At 74.8% G+C, this 20,430-nt stretch carries 16 protein-coding genes; 6 read left to right on the top strand and 10 right to left on the bottom strand.

The features are described from left to right. Positions 1-32: 32 nt before the first annotated feature. Entirely contained in the window at positions 33-1,820 is a 1,788-nt protein-coding gene (locus tag SJY06_RS04925) for an FAD-dependent oxidoreductase (protein ID WP_380165216.1), read from the bottom strand. Positions 1,821-2,075: 255 nt separating this feature from the next. On the opposite strand from SJY06_RS04925, the gene SJY06_RS04920 reads away from it, so the two are divergent. Further along, positions 2,076-4,190, top strand: coding sequence for a putative bifunctional diguanylate cyclase/phosphodiesterase (locus SJY06_RS04920; protein ID WP_380165214.1), 2,115 nt, complete (start codon positions 2,076-2,078; stop codon positions 4,188-4,190). A 21-nt stretch (positions 4,191-4,211) separates the two neighbouring features. Here the strand turns inward: SJY06_RS04920 and fgd are convergent, their stop codons facing one another. The 9 genes from fgd to SJY06_RS04875 form a co-directional block, all read right to left on the bottom strand. Continuing rightward, on the bottom strand, positions 4,212-5,231 hold the full coding sequence (fgd, locus tag SJY06_RS04915) for a glucose-6-phosphate dehydrogenase (coenzyme-F420) (RefSeq protein WP_380165212.1): 1,020 nt from the start codon (positions 5,229-5,231) through the stop codon (positions 4,212-4,214). 113 nt (positions 5,232-5,344) lie between these two features. After that, the gene (locus SJY06_RS04910) at positions 5,345-5,740 is read right to left on the bottom strand and encodes an STAS domain-containing protein (protein ID WP_380165210.1); all 396 of its coding nucleotides are present in this window, start codon (positions 5,738-5,740) and stop codon (positions 5,345-5,347) included. Next, on the bottom strand, positions 5,737-6,726 hold the full coding sequence (locus tag SJY06_RS04905; protein ID WP_380165208.1) for an LLM class flavin-dependent oxidoreductase: 990 nt from the start codon (positions 6,724-6,726) through the stop codon (positions 5,737-5,739). The genes SJY06_RS04910 and SJY06_RS04905 overlap by 4 nt, the downstream gene beginning before the upstream one ends. A 67-nt stretch (positions 6,727-6,793) precedes the next feature. Continuing rightward, complete coding sequence (locus SJY06_RS04900) at positions 6,794-7,999, bottom strand: DUF418 domain-containing protein (protein WP_380165206.1); 1,206 nt, start codon at positions 7,997-7,999, stop codon at positions 6,794-6,796. Between the two features lie 141 nt (positions 8,000-8,140). Then, positions 8,141-9,001: an HpcH/HpaI aldolase/citrate lyase family protein gene (locus SJY06_RS04895; protein ID WP_380165204.1), complete on the bottom strand. Its 861-nt coding sequence runs from the start codon at positions 8,999-9,001 to the stop codon at positions 8,141-8,143. A gap of 187 nt (positions 9,002-9,188) precedes the next feature. Then, on the bottom strand, positions 9,189-12,596 hold the full coding sequence (locus SJY06_RS04890) for an SNF2-related protein (RefSeq protein ID WP_380165202.1): 3,408 nt from the start codon (positions 12,594-12,596) through the stop codon (positions 9,189-9,191). A 10-nt stretch (positions 12,597-12,606) separates the two neighbouring features. Next, a complete protein-coding gene (locus SJY06_RS04885) occupies positions 12,607-13,128 on the bottom strand; it encodes a hypothetical protein (protein WP_380165200.1) in 522 nt (173 codons plus the stop codon). 62 nt (positions 13,129-13,190) lie between these two features. After that, positions 13,191-14,468, bottom strand: a complete 1,278-nt coding sequence (locus tag SJY06_RS04880; protein WP_380165198.1) for a fatty acid desaturase family protein — start codon at positions 14,466-14,468, stop codon at positions 13,191-13,193. A gap of 60 nt (positions 14,469-14,528) precedes the next feature. After that, positions 14,529-15,647: a ferredoxin reductase gene (locus SJY06_RS04875; protein ID WP_380165196.1), complete on the bottom strand. Its 1,119-nt coding sequence runs from the start codon at positions 15,645-15,647 to the stop codon at positions 14,529-14,531. A 142-nt stretch (positions 15,648-15,789) separates the two neighbouring features. Between SJY06_RS04875 and SJY06_RS04870 the strand changes: the two genes are divergently transcribed. The 5 genes from SJY06_RS04870 to SJY06_RS04850 are packed head-to-tail and all read left to right on the top strand — an operon-like array spanning position 15,790 to position 20,410. After that, a complete protein-coding gene (locus SJY06_RS04870) occupies positions 15,790-17,721 on the top strand; it encodes a glycosyltransferase (RefSeq protein WP_380165194.1) in 1,932 nt (643 codons plus the stop codon). Then, positions 17,718-18,686: a hypothetical protein gene (locus tag SJY06_RS04865; protein ID WP_380165192.1), complete on the top strand. Its 969-nt coding sequence runs from the start codon at positions 17,718-17,720 to the stop codon at positions 18,684-18,686. The genes SJY06_RS04870 and SJY06_RS04865 overlap by 4 nt, the downstream gene beginning before the upstream one ends. Positions 18,687-18,721: 35 nt before the next feature. After that, positions 18,722-19,306 (top strand): G/U mismatch-specific DNA glycosylase, encoded by a 585-nt coding sequence (mug, locus tag SJY06_RS04860; RefSeq protein ID WP_380165190.1) that lies wholly within the window; start codon positions 18,722-18,724, stop codon positions 19,304-19,306. Then, positions 19,303-19,698, top strand: a complete 396-nt coding sequence (locus tag SJY06_RS04855; RefSeq protein ID WP_380165188.1) for a hypothetical protein — start codon at positions 19,303-19,305, stop codon at positions 19,696-19,698. The genes mug and SJY06_RS04855 overlap by 4 nt, the downstream gene beginning before the upstream one ends. A 34-nt stretch (positions 19,699-19,732) precedes the next feature. Then, a complete protein-coding gene (locus SJY06_RS04850) occupies positions 19,733-20,410 on the top strand; it encodes a M23 family metallopeptidase (protein ID WP_380165186.1) in 678 nt (225 codons plus the stop codon). Positions 20,411-20,430: the final 20 nt, after the last annotated feature.

Below are 20,430 nucleotides of genomic sequence, written 5' to 3'. Positions count from 1 at the left end.
CGTACGGCGCGAGGGTTTGGCGGGGTATCAGCTCAGACCGGGCCGAGCACGCGGGTCAGGACGTCGCGCAGCCACTGCTCGGCCTGCTCGGGCGAGGCCGGGGCGCTGCGGTGCCGGGCGGCCACGTACAGGTCGGGGCGCACCAGCAGGACACCGCCGTCGTCGGTCTCCCGCAGGTCGGCCCACAGCCCGTAGGGGTCCTCGTAGGCCTGCCCCGGGCCGACGACGACGGCGGGCAGCGGCAGCGACCGCTCGGCGCCGAGCCGCGCGGCCGCCTCGACCCAGGCCTCGCCCCCGATGCCGGTCCACAGGCTGAACTCGCCGCGGCCGGCCAGGTCGAGGGTGGAGGTGCGGTGCCCGTCGCGCGTCACCCAGGTGTGCGGCAGCTTGGCGCCGGGCCAGGTGGTGGCCTGGGCGTAGAGCTCGGGGTCGCGGCGGTAGGGCGGCATGGGGGTGCCGTCGGGCACCACGGCCGTGGAGGCGTAGCGCTGGTTGTGCTCGACGCCGTGGGCGTTGAACTCGTAGGACTTGTAGGCGATGGCCTCGCGCAGGGCGGTGCGGACCTTCTCCCCCGCCGGGCCCGGCTGCTTGCGCGCCTCCAGCGCCGCGGTGAGCCGGTCGGGGTCGGAGGTGTCGTCCAGCTCCAGCGCAGCCATGATCCGGCCGGTGTCGGCGATGGACTGGTTGGCCCGCTCCACCACCTGCCGGGCGATGGGTGCCCGCTCGGCGTCGTAGGAGTCCAGCAGGGACTCCGACGCCGTGCCCCGCAGCACGTGGGCCAGCTTCCAGGCCAGGTTGTAGGAGTCCTGGATCGACGTGTTCGAGCCGAGCCCGTTGGTCGGCGGGTGCCGGTGCACCGCGTCGCCGGCGCAGAACACGCGCCCGCGGGCGATGGTGGTGGCGAACTGGTGGTTGATGGTCCACGGCGACCGCGACCTGATGGTCATCTCGAAGTCGTCGCTGCCGACCAGGTTGACGGCCAGCTCGCGGATGTAGTCGTCGGTCAGGTCGGGCGGGCCGTCGGCGACGGCGTAGCCCCACATCAGCATCCACTCGGTCCAGGGCTTGATCATGCGGAGCACACCCAGGCCGACACCCTCGCGCTCGGCGCCCGGCTGCAGCATCCAGTACAGGACCGACGGCCGGTGGGCGACGAACCGTGACAGGTCGGCCTCGAAGATGATGCCCAGGGCGCCACCGACCGCACCGGGCCCCTCGTAGGGCAGGTCGAGGTCGGCCGCGACGCGGCTGCGGGCCCCGTCCGCCCCGACGAGGTACCGCGAGCGGATCTGGTGCTCGACCCCGGTCAGCCGGTCGCGGACGGTGGTGGTGACGCCCTCGTCGTCCTGGACGTGACCCACGTACTCGGTGTCGAACCGGACCCGGGCCCCGCGGGCCTGCGCCGCCTGCACGAGGATGGGCTCGGTGACGGTCTGCGGGGCGTCCAGCATCGAGGTGGGGCTGGCCAGCTCGTAGTCGGCGTGACGGCGGACGTCGGTGCCCCAGGACAGCACCCGGCCCAGCTCCTCGCCGGCCAGGCTGGTGCAGAACGTGGTGTTGCCCATGTACTCCCACGGCGTGGCCTCGCGCAGCAGGGTCTGCTCCAGGCCCATGTCGCGCATGGTCTCCATGGTCCGCTGGTTGGTGATGTGGGCCCGGGGCGTGTCGGACAGCCGGCCGTACTTCGTGACCATCATGACCGGCACGCCGTACGTCGCCAGGAACAGCGCGGCAGAAGCGCCTGCGGGGCCGGAGCCCACCACGAGGACGTCGACCGCCGGGGCGTCCGAGGGGGACGTGGGTGAGGGGGACGTGCTCATGGGACCTCCATCGCCGACCGCGTCGTGCGGGATGGGCGATCACCGGACGAACGTCCGCCTGGTGGTCGCTTGAATGTTGGACCAACCATGCGACCGCGACGCGAGGGTGTCAAGGGAGGCGGGCCGCAAACGGACATCTCGGACGGTTGTCCGCTGACGCGGTGCGCGCGCTGGCCCTGGCGTCGCGGACAGGCCACCCTGGGTCCCCGCCGGGTGGACCCCCTTCGGCGGGACGACGCGGGAGCTGAGGTGCACGTGGACCAGGCACGGCCCGACGAGGCGGTGGGCGGCGGGCCGTCGGCCGACGTGCGGCGGCGGTTGCTGGAGCACGTCCTGGACCTGTCCCCGGTCGCGACGCTGGTGGTCGGCACCGACGGCCGGGTCGTCGACGCCAACCCCGCCTTCCGGACCCTGCTCGGCTCGCAGGACCACGCCCTGCCGGGCTCGGACGTCGTCGAGCTCGTGGTGCCGCAGGACCGGCCGCTGATCGCGGTGGAGACCTCGGCACGCGAGTCCGGCCGCGACCGCGGGGTGCTGACCTGCCGGCTGCTGACCGCCGACGGCCGGCACCGCTGGACCCGGTTCTCCTGGACGCTCGTGCCCCCGGTGAACGGCGCCGTCGACGATGCCGAGGACGGTGCCCCCGGCCCGGTGCGGCATGTCGTCGTGCACGTCTCGGACGTCGAGGCCGAGGCCCGCGCCGCCCTGGTGTCCGACGAGCTGCTGGCGGCCGTCGAGGCCGAGCGGTCGGTGCTGGACGCCGCGCTGGAGGTAAGCCCCGACGGCCTCGCGCTGCTGCACGCCGAGCGCGACGAGCACGGTGCGGTCGTCGACGCCCGGCTGGTCCGGATGAGCCGGGCCGGCGCCCGGGGCCGGCCGCTGGAGGAGCTCACCGGCCGCACCATGCGCGACTACTTCCCCGAGGCCGAGCAGACCGGCCTGTACCGGGACACCATGACCGCGTTCGAGACCCAGCAGACCCAGCGCCTGCTCGTCGAGGTGGGGGCCGACGGCAGCTGGCCCGGGCTGTTCGAGAACGTGCTGGTCGCCATCGACCACGACCGCGTGCTGTGCACGTTCCGCGACGTCACGCGGGAGCGGCGCGACGAGCAGCGGCTGCTGCACGCGGCCACCCACGACGCCCTGACCGGCCTGCCCAACCGGGTGCTGCTGCGCGACCGGATCGAGCACGCGCTGCAGCGCACCCAGCGCGACGGCGGGGCCGTCACCATCGCGTTCCTCGACCTGGACGGGTTCAAGACGCTGAACGACACGCGTGGGCACCGGTTCGGCGACGAGGTGCTGCGCGTGGTCGCGGACCGGTTGAGCGGCAGCGTGCGCGAGCAGGACACGGTCGCCCGCCTCGGTGGTGACGAGTTCGTCCTCGTGCTCGAGGGCTGCGCGGACGAGGAGGGCTGGCGGCGCGCCTACGACCGGGTGTCCCGGGCGCTGGCCGAGCCCATGGACGTCGAGGGCCAGCAGGTGTCGCTGCGGGCCAGCACGGGCGTGGTCCTGGCCCCGGCCGGCGAGGTCGACGCCGACGCGGTCATGCGCAACGCCGACATCGCCATGTACGCCTCCAAGAGCGGCGGCAAGGCCCGCTACACCGTGCTCACCGAGGAGCACCACCGCGCCGTGCTCGACCAGGCCGTGCTGGAGGACGACCTGCGCGCGGCCGTCGCCGAGCAGCAGTTCGTCCTGCACCGGCAACCGATCGTCGACGTCCTGACCGACGCCGTCGTCGGCCACGAGGTGCTGCTGCGCTGGCAGCACCCCCGCCGCGGCCTGCTGGCCCCCACGGCGTTCCTGCCCGGTCTGGAGACCGCCGGCAGCATGGTGCAGGTGGGGGCCTGGCTGGTGCACGAGGCCCTGGCCCGGTCCCGGGAGGTCGACGCCGGTCGCGGTGGCCTGGTGACGATCAACGTGGCCGTGCAGCAGCTGGTCCGCAGCGACTTCGTGGCCACGGTGCGCGAGGCGCTCGCGGCCACCTCGACGCCGCCGGGGTCGCTGGTCGTGGAGCTCACCGAGTCGCAGATGCTGCCCTCGCGGACCAGCGTCCTGGTCCAGCTGGAGGAGCTGCGCGCGCTCGGGGTCCGCGTGGCGGTGGACGACTTCGGGACGGGCTACTCCAGCCTGAGCCACCTGGCCGACCTGCCCGTGGACATCGTCAAGGTCGACGGCAGCTTCCTGGTCGGGGTGGAGGACGCCCGGCGGGTGGCGGTGCTCCGCTCCGCGGTGGAGCTCACCCAGGCCGTGGGCGCCGAGTGCCTGGTCGAGGGCGTCGAGACCGAGCACCAGCTGGAGCTGGTACGGGCCACCGGGGCCCGGTACGCGCAGGGCTTCCTGCTGGGCCGACCCGCCCCGCTGTGACCCCGGGTCGTCCCCGGCCGGTCAGCCGTGCCGGACGGCGCGCTCGCGCAGCCGGGGCAGGACGAGCTCCTCGTACTGGCGGATGAACCGGGCCTGGTCCGGGCCGGGGGCGTGGAACACCAGGTGCGTGAAGCCCATGCCCACGTACTCCCAGATCCGCTCCACGTGCTCCTCCGGGTCGTCGGAGACGATCCAGCGCCTCGCCGTCCGCTCGACGGGCAGCGCGTCGGCCAGGCGCTCCATCTCCATCGGGTCCTCGACGCTGGTCTTCTCCTCGCTGGACAGCGCCAGCGCGCCCCAGTGGGTGGTCGCCTGCAGGGCGGCCTCGCGGTCGGTGTCGAAGGACACCTTGACCTCGATCATCAGGTCCATGTCCGTCACGGTGCGGCCCGCCTTGCCCGCCCCCTCCGCCAGCGCCGGCAGCAGCGTGTCGGTGTACAGCTCCCGGCCCTTGCCCGACGTCGTGATGAAGCCGTCGCCCAGCCGCCCGGCCAGCCTGGTCGCGGCCGGGCCGGAGGCGGCGACGTACAGCGGGACCGGTTCGTCCGGCCGGTCGTAGATGGTCGCGGCGTCGGTCCGGTAGTGGGTCCCCTCGAAGGTGACCCGCTCGCCGGCCCACAGCGCCTGGATCAGCTGGATGGCCTCCTTGAACCGGGCGAAGCGCTCCTTGCCGTCGGGCCAGCCGATCCCCAGCGGGGCCTCGTTCAGGGCCTCCCCGGACCCGATGCCCAGGATCACGCGGCCCGGCGCGAGGCAGCCCAGGGTGGCGAACGCGTGGGCGACGACGCCCGGGTGGTAGCGGAACGTCGGGGTCAGGACGCTGGTCCCGACGGCCACGCGCTCCGTGCGGGCCAGCAGGTTGCCCAGCCACGGCAGCGCGGCCGGGGCGTGACCACCGGTGTGGCGCCAGGGTTGCAGGTGGTCGCTGACGAACACCGAGTCGAACCCGGCGCGCTCGGCCATCACCGAGTAGTCGATCAGCTCCAGCGGCGCGAACTGCTCCGCCGACGCCTTGTACCCGAACCGCAGTGCGTGGACCATCGTGCCGCCTCCTCGCGGCCCGCCCCGGGTCGGACGGTGCCGTCGGGCCATCCTCGCAGCGGGCTGCCCGACGTGCCCGGCGCCCGGTGCCCGTTCCCCGCGCCCCTTGCCCGTCAGCGCACGTCGGGGGCCGAGCCGTCGACCACGAGGACCCGGTGCAGCCCCCGGCGTCGCAGCGCCGCCATCAGCCGCGGGGTCGGGCGGACCAGGACCAGGCCGGCGCCGTTGAGCCGGGCCAGCCGGTGCAGGCCCAGCAGCAGGCCCAGGCCGGCCGCGTCGAAGGCCACGACCTGGTCCAGCCGCAGCAGCACCAGGGCGTGCCCGGCGGACAGCCGGCGCACCACCTGCCGCAGCCGCAGCGCCTCCGACGCCAGCAGCCTGGGCCCCGCGTCCGCCTCGGCCATCAGCGACCGCTCCACGTCGGAGCCACCACCCCCCGGACCGTCCTGCTGCACCTGGTCGGTGTACCCCGCGACGAGCAGCGGTACACCCGCCGGGGACTCGCTCACACGGCGACCGCGGTCATCGCCTCGGCCAGGAGCGCGACCGAGCGCAGCCGCGCCTCGGTCGTCGTGGGCTGGTGGGCGACGATGAGCTCGTCGGCGTCGGCGTGCTCGACGAAGCGGTCCAGGTAGTCACGCACGTCACGCGGGGTGCCGACCGCGGCGTAGCTGAACATCTGGTCGACCTGCCGCCCGCCGGGGGTGTCGAGCAGGGCGTCGGCCTCGGCGTCGGTGAACGTGCGACCGCGGCCCAGCAGGGCCTGCACCCGGGCGCGGCGGGCGGCCTGGCGGTGCTCGCCGGCGGCCTCGGCGGTGTCGGCGGCGATCACGTTGACCGCCGCGATCACGTAGGGCGAGTCGAGCTGGGCCGAGGGCCGGAACTCGCGGCGGTAGGCGGCGACGGCCTCGGTCAGCATGGTCGGCGCGAAGTGCGAGGCGAAGGCGTAGGGCAGGCCGAGCGCGGCGGCCAGCTGGGCACCGAACATCGACGAGCCCAGCACGTACAGCGGCACGCCCGAACCCTTGCCCGGGACCGCGTCGACCCCGGGGACGCGGGTCTGCCCGTTCAGGTACCCCTGCAGCTCCAGCACGTCCTGCGGGAACGCGTTCGAGCTGGCCGGGTCGCGGCGCAGCGCGTACATCGTGTTCTGGTCCGATCCCGGTGCCCGCCCGAGCCCCAGGTCGATCCGACCGGGGTACATCGCCTCCAGCGTGCCGAACTGCTCGGCGATGGTCAGCGGCGCGTGGTTGGGCAGCATGACGCCGCCGGCCCCGAGGCGGATCTCGCGGGTGTGCGCGCCGACGTGGGCGATCAGCACGCTCGTGGCCGAGCTCGCGATGCTGGGCATGTTGTGGTGCTCGGCGTACCAGACGCGGCGGTAGCCGTGCTCCTCGGCCGCCTGGGCCAGGGCGACGCTCGCGGCGATGCTGTCGGTCGGGGTCTGGTCGCGACCGATGGGGGCGAGGTCGAGAACGGAGATGGGGAGTCGCATCGGGGCCCTTCTGGTGGACGCGGCCGGTGCGACCGCGCTGCACGTTCCAGCCGTCGCGACCCCGCGTCTATTCCGGGTACGGGGTGGCCCGGACGGCCGGTCGCGGCCCGTAGGTCAGCCGTCGCAGCAGCCGTTCGAACGGGCCCCGGGCGCCGGCCCTGGCCAGCAGGACGGCCATCACCACGGTGGCCAGCCACGTCAGCACCGCGACCACCGACACCGTGGCGACGCCGAGCTCGTCGCCCAGGCCGCCGCCGTAGGACGCCAGCAGCGAGACGAAGACGACCGACTGCGCCAGGTAGCAGGTCAGGGACCGCTGGCCGGTGGCGACCAGCGCCTCCACCACCACACCCCGCCGTCCACGGAGGACGACCACGACGAGGCCCGCCACGCAGGCGTAGCCCACGCCCCCGGCGTACCCGCTGACCAGGTGCAGGGACGCCGCGAGCAGCAGGCCCAGGACCGTCGGCTCGCTCCAGACCTGCGTGGCCATCAGCGCCAGCGGCTGGGCGCCCGCGGCGGCCACGCCCAGGCCCAGCACCGCACCGGTCCGCAACGACCGGACGTGCTGCTCGGGCCGGGTGAGCAGCCCCCGGCGGGCCGCCCAGGCCCCGCCGAGCACCGCCGCCGCCAGGGTCAGGACGTAGAACAGCGTCAGACCGACCCACTCCACGACCCGCCACCCGGCGGCCGCCAGCGGGTCGGTCGTGCCCATGGACGGGAAGAACGCCGTGACGTCGGGCCCCGTCGGGGCGCCCATGGCCAGGCCGAGCAGGGCGACCGGGACCAGCCAGACCCCGGCGGACACGAGCAGGCGCCGGTCGTCGGACAGCACGGCCCCTGCGAACAGGATGCCCAGCAGGCCGTACGCGCCCACGACGTCACCGTTGAACAGCAGCGTCGCGTGCAGCAGCCCGAGGAGCAGGAGCCAGCGGCCCCGCCGACGCAGCAGGGCCTTCGTCGCCGTGACCGTGGTCCCCGTGCGCTCGAGCCGCCGGGCCAGCTGCACCATGCCGTAGCCGAACAGGAGCCCGAACAGCGGGTAGGCCCGACCGTCGACGAACGTCAGGAGCACCCACGCGACGACGCGGTCGGCGGTCGAACCGTCGGCGGGGTAGCCACGCACCCCCACCGGGTGCCCGTGCAGGAACAGGTGCGCGTTGGCCAGCGCGATGAGCAGGAGCATCGCCCCCCGGGCCAGGTCGGGGGCCACGGCCCGCTCCGCCAGCGCGGTCGGCGCGGTCGCTCGGGCCGGCTCCGGCTGCTGCGTCACGGCCACCTCCCTGACGGTCAGGGCCCCCCGGACCGGGCCCGCGGACCAGTCAACCCGGCCCGGCGCGTCGGGGGAACCCCCGTTCGCGACCGTCCGGGCACGACGTCCCCGTGGACCGTCGTCGGCGGCCCGGCCACCCGGTCAGCGGTCGAACCGCCCGGCCACCTCCGCGAAGGCCGCGTCCAGCCCGTGGCGCAGCACCGTGGTGTCGGTGGCCGTCGTCACCATGCCGTAGCCCCGGCCGGCCCAGTGGGCGGCCATCTCGGTGTCGGAGCAGTGCAGCCCCGCGACCGTCCCGGCGGAGCGGCAGGCGTCGAGGACCTGCTGCAGCAGCGCGTCCACCGCGGCGGAGTCCCGGTAGGTCGCCCGGCCGTGGCCGCAGCCCAGCGCGAGGTCGTTGGGGCCGACGTACACGGCGTCCACCCCGGGTACCGCGGCGATCTCGGCCACGGCGTCCACCCCGGCCCGGGTCTCGACCATGACGACGCACAGCACGTCGGCGTCCTGCTGGGCCGGCGGCAGCGCACCGTCGGCGCGCACGTCGCCCCACATCGGCCCCCAGCTGCGCTCCCCCGCCGGCGGGAAGGCGCACGCCCGCACCGCGCTGCGGGCGTCCTCGGCGCTGTCGACCAGCGGCACCACCACCCCCGCCGCGCCGCAGTCCAGGGCCCGCATGACGTGCACCGGCTCGTTCCAGGGGACCCGCACCAGCGGGGCCCGGCCCGCGGCCCGCATGGCCTGGCACAGCATCGGCAGGTCGGCCCAGGTCGCGGCCCCGTGCTGCAGGTCCAGCACCACGTAGTCCGCGTCGCACGCGCCGAGCAGCTCCGCGACGAACGGGTCGGCGAGCATGCTCCACACCCCCACCGCCGGCTGCCCCGCGGCCCACCTCCGCCGCAGCCGCCCGCTGCTGCGGGCGACGACCCCCTCGCCGCCGCTGCTCGCGGGGCCGCCGCTGCCGTCGGAGGTCGCCACGGGGTCCGGCTCGGGGCGTGTGGTCATCTGGGCTCCTCGGTCTCGGCGCGCCGGTCTCCGGTCCCCGCCTGTCTAGCAGCGACGGCAGCCGAAGACAGCACCGGCGGCACCGCGTGGAAGGCGCCGTACCGACCAGCGACACGACACGCGGCCTCGTCGGCACAACCCCACCGACGCCGCCTCCTGTGTCGCTGGTCGGTGCACCGCACACCGGCTAGGGCTCGAGCAGGCCGGCGATGTCCTCGCCGGTCAGGGCGCCGCCGAGCGCGCCGCCGTCGTCCATCACCGAGCTGAACAGCTCGAGCTTGCGCTCCTTGAGCTGCATCACCTTGTCCTCGATGGTGTCGGTGGCCACGAGCCGGTAGACCATCACGGTCTTGCCCTGGCCGATCCGGTGGGTGCGGTCGACGGCCTGGGCCTCCACGGCCGGGTTCCACCAGGGGTCGAGGATGAAGCAGTAGTCGGCCTCGGTCAGGTTCAGCCCGACGCCGCCGGCCTTGAGGCTGATCAGGAACACCGGGTCGTCGCCGGCCCGGAACGCCTCCAGCCGCCGGGACCGGTCCCGGGTGCTGCCGTCCAGGTAGGAGTAGGCGATGCCGTCGGCCTCCAGCCGGGCGCGCACCGAGGCGAGGAACCCGGTGAACTGGCTGAACACCAGCGCCCGGTGCCCCTCCTCGATCACCTCGTGCAGCCGTTCGGCCAGCACGTCGACCTTGCTGGCCGCCACCCCGGCGTAGGTCTCGTCCACCAGCGCCGGGTCCAGGCAGAGCCGGCGCAGCAGGGTGATGGAGCGCAGGATGGCGAACCGGTTGCGGTCGGGTTCGTCGATCAGGCGCAGCACCTTCTGCCTCTCTCGCTGCAGGTGGGTCTGGTAGATCCGGCGGTGCTTGGCGTTGAGGGTGACCTCGAGCACCTGCTCGACCTTGGGCGGCAGCTCGGTGGCGACCTGCTCCTTGGTCCGCCGTCGCATCAGCGGGCGGACCCGCCGGCGCAGCCGGGCCAGCGCCTCGGTGTCGCCCTTGCCGATCGGGGTGGCGTACTGCTGGGCGAAGCGCTTGGGGTTGGGGTAGAGCCCAGGCGCCACGATCGACAGCAGCGACCACAGCTCCATCAGGTTGTTCTCCAGCGGCGTGCCGGTGATGGCGAGCTTGAACGGCGCCCGCAGCCGCCGGGCGCAGACGTGGGTGCGGCCCTGGTGGTTCTTGACGAACTGGGCCTCGTCCAGCAGCAGGCCGGCCCACTCCAGCGCCTCGTAGGAGTCGTTGTCGAGGCGGAACAGCGCGTAGGAGGTGACCACGACGTGCGCGCCGTCGGCGAGCTCGGTGAGCGGCACCCCCGACTTGGCCGTCGTTCGGCTGACCTCGCGCACCACCAGCCCGGGCGCGAACCGGGCGGCCTCGTGGACCCAGTTGGGCACCACCGACGTGGGCGCGACGACGAGGAACGGCGAGCGCTCCCCCCGCTCGACGGCGCGCAGCACCATGGCCAGGGCCTGCACGGTCTTGCCCAGGCCCATGTCGTCGGCCAGCACGCCGCCCAGCTCGTGCTCCTGCAGGAACGCCAGCCACTGGTACCCGTCCAGCTGGTACGGGCGCAGGTTCGCGTCCAGGCCCTGCGGCACCTCGACCTCGGGCACCGCGCTGACGTCCAGCAGCCCCTGCACGGCCCGGGTCCAGCGGGCGCTCTGCTCCTGCACGACGCCCAGCTGGGTGAGCTCGTCCCACAGGTCGGCCTGGTAGGCGCTGATCCGCAGGCCTCCGGAGTCCTTGTCCTGCAGGCCGCGGGCCTCGTCGATGAGCACGCGCAGCTGCTCCAGCTCCGGCCGGTCGATGCTGAACCAGGTCCCGCTGTCCAGCACCAGGTGGGTCTCGCCGTTGGCCAGCGCGACGAACAGCGGCTCGAACGGGATGTCCTCGCCGTCGACGGACACCGTCACCCCCAGGTCGAACCAGTCGCGCTCGCCGGACTCGGTGGTGCGCAGCTCGATGACGGGCGTGACCTCGGTGTAGCGGTAGTCCGTCGGTGTCCCGGACACCTCCAGCGCCAGCTCGCCGGCGGCCTCGCCGTCGCGCAGCACTGGCAGCACCTCGTTGGTGAACGCCACGGTGTCCAGGCCGGCCAGGGTCAGCCGCGGCACCAGCAGCCGGTCGCCGCCGACCTCGGTCCACAGCTGGGGCAGCTGCGCCCGGTCCGGCTCGTCGAGGCGGTCGGGGAAGGTCAGGGCCGCCAGGACCTCGTTCTCGCCGACCCGGTCGCGGACCGGACCGGTACCGGCGTCCGCCCCCAGCGGGACGCGCACGGACTCCTCGCCCACCCGGTAGTCGAACTGCCACGACAGGGCGAGCCGGTGCCCGTCCAGGTAGGTCAGGGCGAGGACCAGCGTGGGCGGCTGCACCTGCGGCAGCGGCACCGAGTCGTCCGAGGACGTGACCGGCAGGACCTGGCGCAGGCCCGGGTAGTACTCCCGCAGGAACCGGGGCAGGTCGGCGGCGGGGATGTCGAGGCGGTGCCCCTCGTGCAGCATCTGCGACAGCTGGGGGGTGGCCGGGGCGTCCAGGCCGACCAGGAGCAGGCCGCCGGCCGGCAGCAGGCTGTCGACCAGCAGCGACTCCGCCCCGGGGCCGACGCGTCGGGCCGCACCACGGGCCCCCGACGACCCCGACGGGACCTCGACGACGTAGCCGTGCGCCGGCGAGCCCACCACGCAGACGGAGTCGGCGGTGAACCGGTCGCCGGCCAGGGTCAGCACGGCCTCGAGCGTCGCGTCACCGTCGGGGTCGTCGCGGCGCAGGTCCACCGCCGCCGCCCCGGGCGCGTCGGCGACCACGACGTCGCCCTCGCCGTCGGTGGTGAGCAGCTGCACACCGGCGTCCAGCAGGCGCAGCAGCACCTGCCACGCCGACGGCCCGACCTCGTCCAGGTGCACGGCCGGCTCCCCGCTGACGCCGTAGCGGCTGCGGGCCCGCGCCTGGTGCAGGCCGAACAGCTCCAGCAGCGCCTCGCGGTGCCGTGGGTCCGGCACCGGACGGCCGTAGGCGGAGAAGCCGTGCTCGAGCTCGCGCCAGGACGCGCCGCCGCGCACCCACGCCCCGCGCACGCCCTGCACGACCGGGCGCAGCAGCACCCGGCGCCGCGGCGGGGCGGGGGCGTCGGGCGAGCGACCCAGCACCCGCAGCCCCGGGGCCGGGTCCACCACCTCGAGCTGCAGGGCCAGCGGCGCCCCCTGGGGCTCGTCCTCGGGCTCGGCGACGGAGCGGACCAGCCGTCCGATCCGGTCCTCCCAGCCCGGCCCCGCGGGCGGCTGCCCGGGCGGGGTGCCCGGCGACACGGCCCGGGCCGCGATCAGGACCGCGACCGCGTGCTTGCAGTCCGCGCCCACCGGGCAGGAGCAGCGCCCCGTCCACGGCCGCCGCGCCGAGGCCGCCTTGGTGGGGGTGACCAGCGTGGAGTACGTGCCCCGCCCGCTGCCGCGGACCTCGCCGAGCAGGGCCCCGCCCCCCGTCCCGCTGACCCGCTGGACCCGGCCCTCGCGGGCGTAGGCCTCCCCCCGGTCGAAGGTGGCCTCCCCGACGACGGCACGGATGGCGTCGTCGTCGATCGCCTCCGTCCAGTGCACCGTCACGAGCAGGAGGCTACGACGTTCCCCGGAAGCGCAGGCTGTCGACCACGTCGGCGACCACCTCGGGGTCCAGCGGGTCCCCGGTCAGCTGGATGCCGCCGGTGCGCCGGTCCTCGACGTCGGCCACGACGACCCAGACCCCCTCGACCCGCCCACCTCCGGGGTCGCCCTCGTAGGAGAAGTCCCACCGCTCCGCGCTCGTCGCGCCCGGCACGTCCAGCTCGGAGCGGCCCTCGCTGCGCCAGTCCTCGAACGGCAGGCCGATCACGGCACCGGCGGACAGCACCCCCATGGCCTCCGCCGCGTACCGGTGCTCGCCCAGGTCCGGGCCGACCAGCAGCTGCACCGTGGCCTCGGCGTCGGTGGGCGCGTCCTGCAGGCCGACCCGCCAGAGCTCGCCGGAACCGAGGGCCGCCTCGGGGAGTGGGACCCAGTCCTCGGGGTGGGCGACGGTGACCCCGCCGACCTCCTGCTCGGTCCACCCCGCGGGCACCCCGGGACCACCGCACCCCGCCAGCACGACCGCGCCCAGCACGACCGCACCCAGCAGCAGCGGCGCCGACCGGGCCGGGAGCCCGCGCGGGCGGTGGACGACGGTCAGGCCGCCACCGGCAGCGGGCGGACGGTGGGGCCGGCAACCGGGGTCCCGGCCGCGGCCCGGCGGGACCGCAGCAGCGCACCGACCCGGCGCCGGACGCCCGTGGCCGCGCCGCGCGCGAGCAGCGCCGCGGTCTGCGCCGCGGTGTGGTCGTCCGGCAGCGACAGCTTGACGACCTGGCGCCAGGCGGACGCGACCTGCTGCGGCAGCGTGCCGGTCGTGTAGCTGATGCCGTAGCGCGCGCAGATGTCCTGGATCCGGGGGGCGATCTGGGCGTAGCGGTTGCTGGGCATGTCCGGGAACAGGTGGTGCTCGATCTGGTGGCTCAGGTTGCCGGTCATGACGTGCATGGCCTTGGAGCCGCGGATGTTGGCCGAGCCCATCATCTGGCGCAGGTACCACTCGCCGCGGGTCTCGCCGTCGATGGAGTCCTTGGCGAAGGTCTCGACGCCCTCGGGGAAGTGCCCGCACATGATCACCGAGTGGGTCCACACGTTGCGGACCAGGTTGGCCACGGCGTTGGCGGCCAGGGTGTGCAGGAACGACGGGCCGGACAGGGCGGGGTGGACCAGGTAGTCCTTGGTCATCTGGCGGCGGATCTTGGCCAGCACCTTGCGGACGTCCGCGCGGAACTCCGGGTCGTCGAGGGTGCCCTGGTTGATCCGCTTGCCCAGCTCGAGGTCGTAGGCGGCGATGCCGTACTCGAAGAAGCAGGCGTTGAAGAAGTTCCACACCGGCTGCATGACGTAGGCGGGGTACCAGCGCTGGTCCTCGTCGACCCGCATGATCCCGTAGCCCAGGTCGTTGTCGCGGCCCAGCACGTTGGTGAAGGTGTGGTGCAGCTCGTTGTGGCTGTGCTTCCACAGCTCCGACGGCGACGCGTGGTCCCACTCGTAGGCGGTGGAGTGGATCTTCGGGTCGCGCATCCAGTCCCACTGCCCGTGCATGACGTTGTGGCCGATCTCCATGTTCTCGAGGATCTTGGCCACGCTCAGCCCGGCCGTGCCGACGAACCAGGCGGGCGGGAACAGGGAGAACAGCAGCACGGCCCGGCTGCCCAGCTCGAGGCTGCGCTGGACTGTGATGACGCGTCGGATGTAGGCGGCGTCGTGCTCGTCGCGCGAGTCGAAGACCTCCTTGCGGAGCGCGTCGAGCTCGCGGCCCAGCGCCTCGACCTGCTGGGCGTCCAGGTGCGCGGTGGGGTCGGGCTTGCCGGAGCGCTTGGGCGTGAGCGTGCGCTCGGTGGTCACGGTGGACAGCCGGGTGCTGGTGGCCATGGGGACTCCTGGAGCTAGAGGTCTGGGGGCGTGCGGGGGCGAGCTCGGATCGGGGCGGGCCTACAGGTCGATCTCGCAGGGACCGGCCGCGGCCGAGACGCAGGTCTGGATGCGGATGCCGTCCTCGGGGACGGCGGTGGTCGGCTCGCCGGAGCGCAGGTCGCGGACCGTGCCGGAGCGCAGACCGACGACGCAGCCGAAGCAGATGCCCATCCGGCAGCCCGACGGCATGAGCACGCCGGCGTCCTCGCCCGCGTCCAGCAGCGTCGTGGCGCCGTCGGCCTGCACGACAGTGCCGCTGGCCGCGAAGGTGACGGTGCCGCCCTCGCCGGTGGCGACGACCGTGGGGCGGAACCGCTCGGTGTGCATGCGCTCGGCCACCCCGGCGGCGGCCCAGTGGGCCTCGACGTCGTCGAGCATGGCGGTCGGCCCGCAGGCCCAGGTGTGCCGCTCGCGCCAGTCGGGCACCAGCGTGGTCAGGGCCTCGACCCCGAGCAGGCCGTCGACGGAGGTGTGCCGCTCCACCAGGCGCAGCCGACCCTCGGCCGCCCAGCCGCGCAGCTCGGCCCCGAAGACGACGTCCTCGCGACGCGGCGCGGAGTGCACCAGGACGACGTCGTCGAGCTCGTGCAGGTGGTTGCGCAGCATGCCCATGACGGGGGTGATGCCGGAGCCCGCCGTGACGAACAGCGTCGGCCCGCGGTGCACCCCCAGGGTGAAGTCACCGGTGGCCTGGTCCAGGTGCAGCAGCGCCCCGGGCCGCAGCCGGCGGGCGACGTGGCCGCTGACGACCCCGTCGGGGATGGCCTTGACCGTGACCGCGACCAGACCGTCGGGCGCGTCGACCAGCGAGGTCAGCGAGTAGGCGCGCCAGCGGCGGACGCCGTCGACGTCGACACCGAGCCGGACGTACTGGCCGGGCACGTGGCCGGCCCAGTCCCGCCCGGGTCGCAGCAGCAGGGTCGTCGCCTCCGACGTCTCCGAGCGGACGGCGACGACCTTGGCCCGCAGCGGGGCCCCGGCGCGCAGCGGCGCGAACAGGTCGAGGTAGTCACCGGGCACGAGCGGCGTGACGGCCGCGGCGGCCAGCCGGCCCAGACCCGTGAGCACCCCGGGGTGGCGGCGGACGGGTGCGGGTCCCGTGGCGTCGGCACGGAGGAGGGTGGGGAGCAGCGGCACCGGACGACCATAACCTACGGTCGCGTAAGTTACGACACCGTAGGTCAATCGGTCCGGACACCGTCCGTTCGGCCCATGTGCTGCCCGGCCGGACGCGCCGACACCTCAGGGACGTCCTGGACGACCCACGGAGGAGCCACACGTGCCGGCAGACCCGACGACCTCGGTCGTGCCCGCCCTCGTGCGCCCGCGCGAGGGGGCGGGGAGCCCGCCGGGCGCCGCGGCCGTCCGCCCTCTGGGCGCCGTGCTGCGCGAGCGCGGCCTGCTCACCGACGCCGAGCTCGCCTGGGCCCTGGAGGCCCACGCGCGCACGGGCTCCCGGCTCGGCGACGTGCTCGTGTCCTCGGGCCTGGTGCGGCGGATCGACCTGTACACCGCCCTGGCCGAGGCCTGGGACCTGCCGTTCGTCGACGTGCCCGGCACGACCTTGGACCCCGCCCTGGTCACCGGCCTGCACCACGAGCAGCTGCGGTCGCAGGGCTGGCTGCCGGTGGACCGGGCGGCCGACGGCAGGGTCCGGGTGGCGGTCACCGACCTGCCCGACGACGCCCTGCGCGAGCGCGTCGAGACGGCGCTGGGCGCACCGGTCGACTTCGCGGTGACGACGTCCTGGGACATCGCCAAGGGCCTGACCACCGTGTTCCGCGACGGCATCGTCGACGACGCCGCCAACGGGCTGTGGCGTCGCTCCCCCGTGCAGTCCGCCCGGTCGGTGCTGTCCCGCCCGCAGCAGGTGGTCGGGGTCGTGGTCGCGGTGCTGCTGCTCGTCGCGGTCGTACTGCGGCCGTTCGAGGTGCTCGTCGCCGCCTCCACCGTGGTCGGCGCGGGCTACCTGCTGGCGGTGGCGTTCAAGTTCGTCGTGTCGCTGCAGGGGGCGCGCCGCGAGCAGGAGCAGGTCGTCACCGACGACGAGGTCGCTGCCCTGGCCGACGACGAGCTGCCCGTCTACACGGTGCTGGTCCCGGTGTTCCGGGAGGCCAACATCGTCGGCAACCTGGTGCGCAACCTGGGCGACCTCGACTACCCGAAGGACAAGCTGGAGATCCTGCTGCTGCTGGAGGAGGGCGACGACGAGACCCGCGACGCGGCGATGGCGGCCGGGGCCCCGGAGACGGTCACCTTCGTCACGGTGCCGCCCGGGGGCCCGCAGACCAAGCCGCGCGCCTGCAACGTGGGCCTGTTCTTCGCCCGCGGCGACCTGCTGGTGATCTACGACGCGGAGGACGTCCCGGACCGGGACCAGCTCAAGAAGTCCGTGGTGGCGTTCCGCCGGGCGCGCGAGGCCGGCGACGACACGCTGGTCTGCGTCCAGGCCGCGCTCAACTACTGGAACGCGGACGAGAACTTCCTGACCCGCATGTTCACGCTGGAGTACTCGTTCTGGTTCGACTACATGCTGCCGGGCCTGGACGCGCTGCGGCTGCCCATCCCGCTGGGGGGCACGAGCAACCACTTCCGCACCGACGTGCTGCGCCGCCTGGGCGGCTGGGACCCCTACAACGTGACCGAGGACGCGGACCTCGGCATCCGCGCCTCCGCCGCGGGCCTGTCGGTCGGGGTGGTCAACTCGACGACGTTCGAGGAGGCCAACCGCGCGTACGGCAACTGGGTGCGGCAGCGGTCCCGCTGGATCAAGGGCTACATGCAGACCACGCTGGTGCACCTGCGACGACCCCGGACCCTGGTGGCCGAGGCCGGCCTCGTGCCCACCCTGGGCTTCGCCGTCCTGGTCGGCGGCACGCCGCTCAGCTTCCTGTTCGCACCGCCGCTGTACGCGGCCTTCCTGTTCTCGCTCCTGGTGCCGTCGTCGTGGCTCGGCGAGCTGTTCCCCGGGTGGGTGCTGTGGGCGGCCGTGGTCAACCTGCTGCTGGGCAACTCGCTGATGATCTACGTGTCGATGATGGGCGCGTTCCGGCGGCGGCGGTACGGCCTGGTGCCGTGGGCCATCCTCAACCCGGTCTACTGGTTGCTGCACTCGGTGGCGGCCTACAAGGGGCTGTGGCAGCTCATCACCCGGCCGCACTACTGGGAGAAGACCGACCACGGCCTGTCCGACGTGCCGGTGCAGCCGTGAGCGCCCTCCGGGCGACCGGCGGTCACGTCCCCGCCCCCCGCACGGCCGCGCCGCTGGTCGGCCCGCCTTCGCCGGACCAGGGCCGCGACCGCGACCTCGACCGCGACCGAGACCTCGACCGAGACCTCGACCGGTTCGACGGGACGGCCCCCGCCCCGCGCTGGCCCGCGACCCCTGCGGGGCGCCGCCGGACGCGCCTGCTGCTGTCGGTCCCCGCGCTGCTGGCCGTGCTGCACCTGCACCTGCCGCGCCCCGACGCGGCCGGTCCGCCTGCGGACCCGTGGGTGCTGGCGCTGCACCTCGGCGCCGCCCTGGCCGGCGGGGCCGCGGTCCACGCGGTGGCCGAGCGGCTGGTCCGCCGGTCGCTGCCGGCGTGGCTGGTCGTGGCCCTGGTGCTGACGGTCTCGGCCGCCGCGGGGGCCGTGCTCGACCTGCTGGCCTCCCCCGCGACCGTCGTGGCCGCCTGCCTGCTGGTCGTGGCCCTGGACGGCGTGCTGCGCTTCGCCGGCAGCGGTGACACCCACGGCGGCTTCGTGGCCGGCCTGCTGCTCGCCGCCGCCCTGGTCGTCGACCCCGCCGTCCTGCCGCTCGTGCTGCTGCTGGGGCTGGCGGCACCGCTGCTGACCCCGGGGCGGCTGCGCGACCGGTCCCGGGCCGCGACGGCCACGTCGCTGGTGCTGCTGTTCCCCACGGCGGCGGCGGTGCTGGGCTGGACCTACCTGGACTGGCGGTTCGGCGTCGACCCGGCCCCGTTCCCGGCGCTGGTGGCGGCCTGGTCGACCATCGGCGACGCCGCGGGCCGGGGCGGCGCACCGGTGCCCGTGCTGGTGGCCGTGCTGGCCCTGGTGCTGCTCACCGTGACCACCGTGCCCGCCTCCCCCTCGCGCCGGCAGCGGCTGCTGCTGGGCCTGGGCTGCGTGGCGACGTGGGGCGTCCTGGTGGCGGCGGCCGTCGTCACCGGCTGAGGCTCACGGCCCCCTGCAGCAGGCATGCTGGGGCCGTGGCCGACCGTGGACGTCCGCGCGGGCCGGACCGCGCGCAGCTGCTGGGCGCGGCGGACCGGACCGTCCCCGCCCTGCTCGCCCCCGGGCTGCGGGTGCTGTTCTGCGGCATCAACCCGGGGCTGTACACGGCGTGGACCGGGCACCACTTCGCCCGGCCGGGCAACCGGTTCTGGCCCGCGCTGCACCGGTCCGGGTTCACCGACCGGCAGCTGGCCCCCGCCGAGCAGGCGCAGCTGCTCGACCTGGGCCTGGGCATCACCAACGTCGCCACCCGGGCCTCGGCCCGCGCGGCCGAGCTGTCCACCGCCGAGCTGCACGAGGGCGCGGCCCGACTGACGGGCGAGGTCGAGACGTACCGGCCGGCCAGGCTGGCGGTGCTGGGCGTCACGGCCTTCCGGCAGGCCTTCGGCCGGCCCCGCGCCGCCCTCGGCCGGCAGGACGATCGGGTGGGCGGGTCGCGGGTGTGGGTGCTGCCCAACCCCAGCGGGCTCAACGCGCACCACACGCCTGCGTCGCTGGCGCAGCTGTTCGGCGAGCTCCGCGCGGTGGTCGAGGCCGAGGCGGACGGGGCGACCCGGTGACCGGCGCGACGCCCCCGGACGTCCTGGTCGTCGACGTCGCCAACGTCGTCGGGTCCCGGCCGGACGGCTGGTGGCGCGACCGGGTGGGGGCGACGCAGCGGCTGCTCGGCCGGCTCGCGGCGGCCGACCTGGGGCCCGTGGTCGCCGTCGTGGAGGGCCGGGCCCGGGCGGTGAGCGACGTACCGGGCCTGCACCTGGTCCGCGCCCCGGGTTCCGGGGACGACGAGGTCGTCGAGCAGGCCGTGCGGCTGGTGGCCGGACGCAGCGGTGACGGGCCCGGCTGCACCGTGGTCACCGCCGACCGGGGCCTGCGCGCCCGCCTGCCGGACGGGGTCACGGTCGTCGGCCCGGGCCACCTGCTGGACCGCCTGCCCCCGGCCCCACCGGCGTAGCCTCGGCCGTCGGAGCCGGCAAGGGGGTGCGTCGATGACCGCAGCGGAGCCTGTCGCGCTGCGGCTGCCGTTCACCGGCACGTGGCGCGTGGAGAACAGCCCCGCCCGGCGGGTCCCGAGCCACGGCACGCACCTGTTCGCCACCACGTACGCCATCGACTTCGTCGCCGTGGACGCACGGGGCCGCAGCGGCACCACCCGCGACGGTCGCACCTGGCTGGGCACGGAGCCGCCCGGCCGCTTCGTCGGCTTCGGCGTCCCCGTCCTCGCCCCCGTCGCGGGCACGGTGGTCGGGGTCCACGACGGCGAGCCGGACCACGAGGCCCGGCGCTCGCCGCTCACCCTGCTCCCCTACGCCGTGACGCAGCGGTCGCCGGCCCGGGGCGGTGCGGCCGGGCTGGCGGGCAACCACGTCGTCCTGCGGCTGGCGGACCGAGACGCCTACGTGCTGCTCGCCCACCTGCGCCGCGGCTCGCTGCGGGTGCACCGGGGCGACCAGGTCGAGGTCGGTCAGCCGCTGGGCGCGTGCGGCAACTCCGGCAACTCGACACAGCCGCACGTGCACCTGCAGGCCATGACCGGTCCCGACGGCACGAGGGCCGAGGGTCTGCCCGTGGTGTTCGGGGCCTACCTCACGCGTCCCCGGCGCGGCGCCGCGGTCGTCGTCGACCGGGGGGTGCCCGGCGAGCGCGAGGTCGTCGAGGCGCACTGAGCACCGGTCCCCCCACCGTT

The organism is Jannaschia sp. R86511 (assembly GCF_042466345.1).
Lineage (GTDB): Bacteria > Actinomycetota > Actinomycetes > Actinomycetales > JBBAYJ01 > Aquipuribacter.
Note: the sequence above shows the minus strand (reverse complement) of the source record. Positions and strands in the feature narration are given on the sequence as shown.